Origin of the sequence: Micromonospora endophytica (genome assembly GCF_003236305.1) — a bacterium.
GTDB lineage: Bacteria > Actinomycetota > Actinomycetes > Mycobacteriales > Micromonosporaceae > Micromonospora > Micromonospora endophytica.
In genome coordinates this window covers 1-7081 of the sequence record NZ_POTX01000279.1, presented here as the reverse complement: position 1 = coordinate 7081, position 7081 = coordinate 1, and the positions used below count along the sequence as shown (strand labels likewise).

Annotated in this window: 7 protein-coding genes and 1 pseudogene; 4 read left to right on the top strand and 4 right to left on the bottom strand. The window is 71.4% G+C overall.

Features of this window, described 5'->3' with window-relative positions; translation table 11 throughout:
* Positions 1–271, bottom strand: a pseudogene (locus tag C1I93_RS26700) (M23 family metallopeptidase); the annotation flags it as partial.
* A gap of 276 nt (positions 272–547) precedes the next feature.
* Complete coding sequence (locus C1I93_RS26695) at positions 548–1261, bottom strand: M23 family metallopeptidase (protein ID WP_111246041.1); 714 nt, start codon at positions 1259–1261, stop codon at positions 548–550.
* 446 nt (positions 1262–1707) lie between these two features.
* Between C1I93_RS26695 and icmB the strand changes: the two genes are divergently transcribed.
* From icmB to sucD, 3 genes are all read left to right on the top strand, one after another.
* Positions 1708–2112, top strand: coding sequence for a coenzyme B12-dependent isobutyryl CoA mutase small subunit (gene icmB / locus C1I93_RS26690; RefSeq protein ID WP_111246040.1), 405 nt, complete (start codon positions 1708–1710; stop codon positions 2110–2112).
* Between the two features lie 612 nt (positions 2113–2724).
* On the top strand, positions 2725–3903 hold the full coding sequence (gene sucC, locus C1I93_RS26685) for an ADP-forming succinate--CoA ligase subunit beta (RefSeq protein WP_111246039.1): 1179 nt from the start codon (positions 2725–2727) through the stop codon (positions 3901–3903).
* A 2-nt stretch (positions 3904–3905) separates the two neighbouring features.
* Complete coding sequence (gene sucD, locus C1I93_RS26680; RefSeq protein WP_111246038.1) at positions 3906–4793, top strand: succinate--CoA ligase subunit alpha; 888 nt, start codon at positions 3906–3908, stop codon at positions 4791–4793.
* A gap of 48 nt (positions 4794–4841) precedes the next feature.
* On the opposite strand, the gene C1I93_RS26675 is transcribed toward sucD, so the two are convergent.
* Positions 4842–5102, bottom strand: a complete 261-nt coding sequence (locus tag C1I93_RS26675; RefSeq protein ID WP_111246037.1) for a DUF4190 domain-containing protein — start codon at positions 5100–5102, stop codon at positions 4842–4844.
* A gap of 152 nt (positions 5103–5254) precedes the next feature.
* Between C1I93_RS26675 and C1I93_RS26670 the strand changes: the two genes are divergently transcribed.
* Positions 5255–6532, top strand: coding sequence for a cell division protein PerM (locus tag C1I93_RS26670; protein WP_111246036.1), 1278 nt, complete (start codon positions 5255–5257; stop codon positions 6530–6532).
* A gap of 111 nt (positions 6533–6643) precedes the next feature.
* On the opposite strand, the gene C1I93_RS26665 is transcribed toward C1I93_RS26670, so the two are convergent.
* On the bottom strand, positions 6644–7081 hold a 438-nt coding region (locus C1I93_RS26665), incomplete at its 5' end, for a DUF4190 domain-containing protein (protein WP_111246035.1).

Below are 7081 nucleotides of genomic sequence, written 5' to 3'. Positions count from 1 at the left end.
GCGTCGGGCTGCCCGTGGCGGCGGGGGTGGCCGGTTCGCGGGCCGACCGGTCGGCCCGGTCAGCGGCCGCGGCGCGGGCCTGCGCGTCGACGGAGACCGGGCTTGGGGCGGGGCTGTTGTCGTCGCGGGTGGCAACGGCGACACCGCCCAGGCCGAGTCCGAACAGGGTGACCGCACCGATGATCAGGTAGCGGCCGCGCGGGCCGGATCGGCGGTGCCGGGCCGGGGCGTCGGGGATCTTCCGGTTCGGGGCGGAGCTGTGGTCCTGCACGGCGGAACCTCACTGGATCGAAGTGGCACGTGACCACGAAATCCTGGTGTCGATCCGGCTGTGGCGGGGTACCGGGGGTTGCGCGCTGCGCGCACGCCCGGCGGCGCGCTGTCCGGTTGTGTCCGCAGGTGGGGCCGAGTGCCCGGACCGGGACCGTTGACCCACTGTGGTGCCGGTCACAATTCCGGGTGTGAGCTGGGAGACTTTCGGCTGTCGAGGGCACAGAAAAACCGCCCGGATCGCGCGATCCGGGCGGTGAGCGGGCGTTACCCGCCGTCAGTTCTCGATTACCTCGCTGTAGATTGCCTCGACTTGTAGCTTGATGTCCACTCCGCGTTCCTGGAGGTAGGGCACCGGGTCGCGCGGCTCGCCCTTGACATGGATCTCCAGGTGCAGGTGGGAGCCGTAGGAGTGGCCGGTGTTGCCGACCAGTCCGAGCTGGTCGCCGGCCTTGACCTGCTGACCCTCCTGGACGGAAACCTGCGAGGAGTGGCCGTAGATGGCCTCGCTGCCGTCGGCGTGCTGGACGATCACCGCGTAGCCGTACCCGCCGAACCAACCGGCCTTGGTGACAGTGCCCTCGTGGATCGCGACGTACGGGGTGCCTTCCGGGGCGACCAGGTCGACTCCCGTGTGCAGCTTGCCCCAGCGGATGCCGTACGGGGAGTTGAAGTCGTACCCCTGGAGGGGGAGCAGCCAGACTCCGGATTCGGTCGCGCTCTCCGGCCCGCCGCGGCTGTCGCGGGACGCCCGGTCGGCGGAATCGGCGCGCTCCGCCGCGCCCTGGGCGCTTATCGAAGCCTGCTTCAGCTCATCGAGGACGGACGGGCTGACGCTCTTGGCGTCCGGCAACGCGCCGGCACCGATGGCCACCAGGCCGGCGCCGACGAAGGCGGTGGTGACGACCGCCGCGTAGCGGCTGCGTGGGGGGGTGGGTACGCGGCGGCGGCCGCGATATCGATCGGGCTCAGACGACAGGCGCTGGCGCACGCATACCCTCCGTTGTCGGGGTTCCGATGCGGTCAACCGAGGTCGGGCCCAGCAGGGCCGAAACTCTGTTGGTCGCGTCGTCACCCGTCCGTAGGCCTGATGACAACCGTGCACACGTTAGCCAACAGGCAGTCGAGTCACAAGCCGGAGCGCCGAATTCAATGCCCCATTCTGTCCGATTCCGTCCGTGATTGTCAGTGCTCCAGTCGCTGGAGGGGTGCCCAGGTTATCCCCCGTTCGTCGCAGACAGTGACCGAACGGCGGAGTCGTCCCGCTTGACTCTCCCCGTGCCGCTCGTGTCTTTCCGTGAGGTGTCGGTGGCGCCGCGTTCTGCTGGTCCACCCGGTGATTCCCGGTCGGCTGGCCGCCCCTGTTCCCGGGCCGCGGCCGGGCGGGTTACCGTTCGTTAAGGTGAATGCCGCAGAGCCGGTGAAAGGGATGCGCAGATGAGCTCTCGTGTTCGGGTCGTCGTCGCCAAGCCGGGCCTGGACGGCCACGACCGTGGCGCCAAGGTGGTGGCCCGCGCCCTCCGGGATGCCGGCATGGAGGTCATCTACACCGGCCTGCACCAGACGCCGGAGCAGATCGTGGAGACCGCGATCCAGGAGGACGCCGACGCGGTCGGCCTCTCCGTGCTCTCCGGCGCACACATGACGCTGTTCCGCCGGGTGCTGGAGCTGCTCGACGAACGGGACGCCAGGGACATCGTGGTCTTCGGTGGGGGCATCATCCCCGACGCCGACCTTCCGGAACTGGAGCAGCTCGGCGTAGCGAAGATCTTCACGCCGGGCGCGACCACGCAGTCCATCGTGGAGTGGGTCCGGCAGAACGTCGCCCAGCCAGTGGGCTGAGCGGGTGCCGGAGACCGGCTGGCCGGCGCGATGGCGGACCCCCATGCCGCGTGGCGGCCCCCCATGCCGCGCGGCGAACCCGCACAGACAAGGGGAGGGGCCGGACGCACCCCTCACACGCCCGGCCCCTCTATGCACGATGCCCCGCCGCCACCCCTCGACCGACAGGGCATCGGCCGTTTCTTGTGTCTTCGCACTGCTCAGCGCGCCGACACCTGACTCAACGACGCCCTTGCGGCAGGGTTACGCACGGCACCGGAGAAGCCCTGCCGGCCGGGTGAGATCGCCCGAACGGGTGACGTCCGCCGGCTCCGCTGCGGGTCGGTGACGCAGCGTGGGTCAGGGTTGTGGATTACCGCACACCGTGCACCCGCTCGGTTGCCGGACGTGCCGACATCGCTAGGCTGCGCCCAATGAATCCTTGTCAACCTCCCCTTACGGTCCGGCGGATCGTGAGGTCGCGTGCGGCGCGTCAGCGCGGCATGGTTCGGGTTGGGCGGGGTTCGACAGCCCACGTCAACTTCAACTGATGTCGGGCACTGCACTGTTTTCTTTCCATACGCTGGTGGCGGCGCGACGGTGCGCCGCGGAGACGGGACGGGACGCGCAATCGTGGACCTGTACGAGTACCAGGGGCGGGACCTGTTCGAGCGACACGGACTGCCCGTGCTCGCCGGCGGCGTCGCCACGACCCCGGAGGAGGCCCGCGCGATCGCCGAACGCCTCGGCGGCCGGGTGGTCGTCAAGGCACAGGTGAAGGTCGGCGGACGAGGCAAGGCCGGCGGCGTGAAGCTGGCCGAGGGCGCGGAGGAGACGGTGGCCCGGGCCACCGACATCCTCGGCATGGACATCAAGGGCCACACGGTCCACAAGGTCATGATCACGGTGACCGCCGACGTGGCCGAGGAGTACTACTTCTCGTACCTGCTCGATCGGGCGAACCGCACCTTCCTCTGCATCGCCAGCGTCGCGGGCGGCATGGACATCGAGCAGGTTGCCGCCGAGACCCCGGAGAAGGTCGTCAAGGCCCCGATCGACGCGGTCAAGGGCGTGGACGAGGCGAAGGCGCGGGAGATCGTCGACGCGGCCGGCTTCCCGGCCGAGGTCGCCGACCAGGTCGTCGAGGCCGCGGTGGGCCTGTGGCAGGCGTTCGTCGCCGAGGACGCCACGCTGGTCGAGGTGAACCCGCTGGCCAAGACCAAGGACGGCAAGCTGCTGCTGCTGGACGCCAAGATCTCGCTGGACGAGAACGCCGGCTTCCGGCACCCGGACCACGAGGCCCTGGTCGACCAGGCGACCGTGGATCCGCTGGAGCAGGCCGCCAAGGAGAAGGACCTCAACTACGTCAAGCTCGACGGCGAGGTCGGCATCATCGGCAACGGCGCGGGCCTGGTCATGTCCACGCTCGACGTGGTCGCGTACGCCGGTGAGCGGCACGGCAACGTCAAGCCGGCCAACTTCCTCGACATCGGCGGCGGCGCGAGTGCCGCGGTGATGGCCAACGGCCTGGAGATCGTGCTCTCCGACCCGGCGGTCAGGAGCGTCTTCGTCAACGTCTTCGGCGGCATCACCGCCTGCGACGCGGTCGCCAACGGCATCGTCCAGGCGCTGGACCTGCTCAAGCAGCGTGGCGAGGAGGTCAGCAAGCCGCTTGTCGTCCGGCTGGACGGCAACAACGCCGAGGCTGGTCGGGCGATCCTCGACGGCGCGAACAACCCGCTGATCGAGCGGGTCGACACCATGGACGGCGCGGCCGAGCGGGCCGCCGAGCTGGCGGCTGCGGGGGTCTGATCATGGCAATCTGGCTGACCAAGGACTCGAAGGTCATCGTCCAGGGGATGACCGGTTCCGAGGGTTCCAAGCACACCCGGCGGATGCTCGCCGCCGGCACCACGGTCGTCGGTGGCGTGAACCCGCGCAAGGCGGGCACCACCGTCGACTTCGACGGCACCGAGCTGCCGGTCTTCGCCAGCGTCGCGGACGCGATGAAGGAGACCGGTGCGGACGTCACAGTCATCTTCGTACCGCCGCAGTTCACCAAGGGCGCGGTCGTCGAGGCGATCGACGCCGGCATCCCGCTGGCGGTGGTGATCACCGAGGGCGTGCCGGTGCACGACACCGCCGCCTTCTGGGCGTACAACGTGGCGAAGGGCGAGCAGACCCGCATCATCGGGCCGAACTGCCCCGGTATCGCCTCGCCGGGAGCGTCGAACGCCGGCATCATCCCGGCCGACATCACCGGCACGGGCCGGATCGGCCTGGTCAGCAAGAGCGGCACGCTGACCTACCAGATGATGTACGAGCTGCGGGACATCGGCTTCTCGACCTGCGTCGGCATCGGTGGCGACCCGATCATCGGGACCACGCACATCGACGCCCTCGCCGCGTTCGAGGCCGACCCGGAGACCGACGCGATCGTGATGATCGGTGAGATCGGCGGTGACGCCGAGGAGCGGGCCGCCGAGTTCATCAAGGAGAACGTCACCAAGCCGGTGGTCGGCTACATCGCCGGCTTCACCGCCCCGCCCGGCAAGACCATGGGCCACGCCGGTGCCATCATCTCCGGCTCGGCGGGCACCGCCGACGCCAAGAAGGCGGCGCTGGAGGCGGTCGGCGTCAAGGTCGGCAAGACGCCTACCGAGACCGCGAAGCTGATGCGCGAGATCATGTCCGCCGGCTGACCGTACGTACCGACGTGTCGCTGAGGGGTCGACCGGATGGTCGGCCCCTCAGCGGTTCCAGTACGGGTAGTTCCCGGTCGCCTGCAGGATCAGGCTGCCCACGATGTTGATCACGCCGAAGGCGATGGCCAGGTAGCCCAGCACCGGTGACTGCCGGTAGCGCCGCGCGTCGCGGATCGACAACCAGCCGAAGACGATGCCGAGGATGCCGCAGCAGAGCAGCCCGGTCACGATGCCCAGGACGCCCCAGAGCGTGGTGCGGTCCCGGCCCGCAGGCGGCGGTGGAGGCGGCGGATACGGAGCGTTCACGGATTCCCTCCGGACAACAACAGTGAGTCACGGGCTCTTGTGCCGAGGCTAGACCGGGCCGGTGCTCCACCACGTGCGATCGGGCCGAATAGACGCCCTGGTGGGCCTGTGTCGGACAGCCGACGCCGACGCGACATGCCAGAGTAGAAGCGATGTCCTTCGTCACCCCTGACCAGCCTCGCCGGGCCACCGACGCCCGCGCGGCCGGTGCCCGGCCACCCGGCCGAGCCGGCCCGCCGCGTCGGGTGCCGCTGCCACGCGATGAGCGCGAACCCCGCAGCCATGCGCCGTTGCTGGTCGCCGCGCTGGTCGCCGCCGGTGGGGCCGCCCTCACCTCCTGGCTACCCGTGGCCGTCGTGCTCTGGCTGTTCCAGCTCAGCGAGGGTGCCGCCAGCCTGCTCGGCGCCCTGCGCGCGGGCGCCGCCGGATGGTTGCTCGGCCACGGGGTGCCCCTGGACACCCCCACCGGCTCGATGGGCCTGGCCCCGCTCGCGGTGACCGCGTTCGCGCTCTGGCGACTCAGCCGCGCCGGCGTGCACGTCACCCGGGCGGTCGGTGCCCGCGGCAGCCGCTCGCCGGGTCGTACGCTCGCCGCGGCCGCAGCGGTGGGTGTGGCGTACGCCCTGCTGGGTGTGCTGGCGTCGATGCTGGCCGGCGGCGGCGCACCGGTGCGGGCCGGGCTGACGCTCGCCGTCCTCGGCACGCTCGCCGCCGGCCTGGGCGCGGCCCGGACGAGCCGGGTGACCGAGGTGTTCGTCGCGCGGGTGCCGGTGTCGCTGCGGGAAGGCGCCCGGGCCGGGCTGGTGGCCGTGCTGGTGCTGCTCGGCGCGGGGGCGGCGATGGCCGGGCTGGCCGTGGCGACCGGCGGCGGCGACGCGGCCGACCTGATCGGCGCCTATCGCACGGGCGTGGCGGGACAGGCCGGCATCACCCTGGTGAGTCTGGCGTACGCGCCGAACGCCACCGCCTGGTCGGCAAGTTATCTGCTCGGGCCGGGCTTCGCGGTCGGCACCGACACGGCGGTACGCACCAGCGAGGTCTCCGTCGGCGCGCTGCCGGCCCTACCGCTCCTCGCCGGCCTGCCCAGCGGGCCTGTCGACGGGCTCTGGTCGGTCGCGATCCTGGCGCTGCCCGCCCTGGTGGGGATGACGGTCGGCTGGCTGCTCGCCCGCCGGCTGTCCCGGACGGTGGGCGGGCGAGCACCGTTGAGCTGGAGCACCCTGCTGTTCCCGGCCGCGCTCGCCGGGCCGGTGACCGGCGTGCTGATGGGCGTGGTCGCGGAGGCTTCAGGCGGGCCGCTCGGCGCGGGTCGGCTGGCCGAGGTCGGCCCGGTCGGCTGGCAGGTGGCCCTCGCGGCGACCGTGGTGATCAGCGGCGGCGCGCTGCTCGGTGCCGCCGCCACCCGCTGGCTCACCCGGCTGGCCGGCTGACCGGGCTCGGCCCAGCGCCGGCCCTGGGTAAGCCGGGCCGGGCTGGATGGGCGGGTAAACGGTCGAGGGGCGTCCCGCGCAGCGCGGGACGCCCCTCGACACCGGTTTCGCTCAGGGCTGTAGCGGCGCCACGGCGTTCGTCACGACCGTCAGCAGGATGTACAGCAGGCCGAGCAGCAGGCCGACCGCGCCGCAGATCAGGCCGGCCAGGGCCTGCCCCGCGTTGCCGGCCAGGCCCTGGTCGGCCTTCTGCTTGCCCAGCCAGCCGGTGATGACCGCGGCCAACCCCAGCGGGATGCCGAGAAAGCAGCAGTTCAGCGGGATCGAAGCGATGCCGAGGATCATCGAGATCAGGCCGAGCGTGTTCTGCTGCCCACCGGGGCCGATGAAGCCGGCGTGCGGATACATCGGCGCACCGCCGTACGGCTGCGGCGCATACGGCGGCGGGTAGGGCTGCCCGTACGACGGCGGGTAGGGCTGCCCGTACGACGGCGTGCCAGGGGCGTACGGGTCGTACGGCTGGCCCGAGGCGGGCGGGGCGTACGGGTC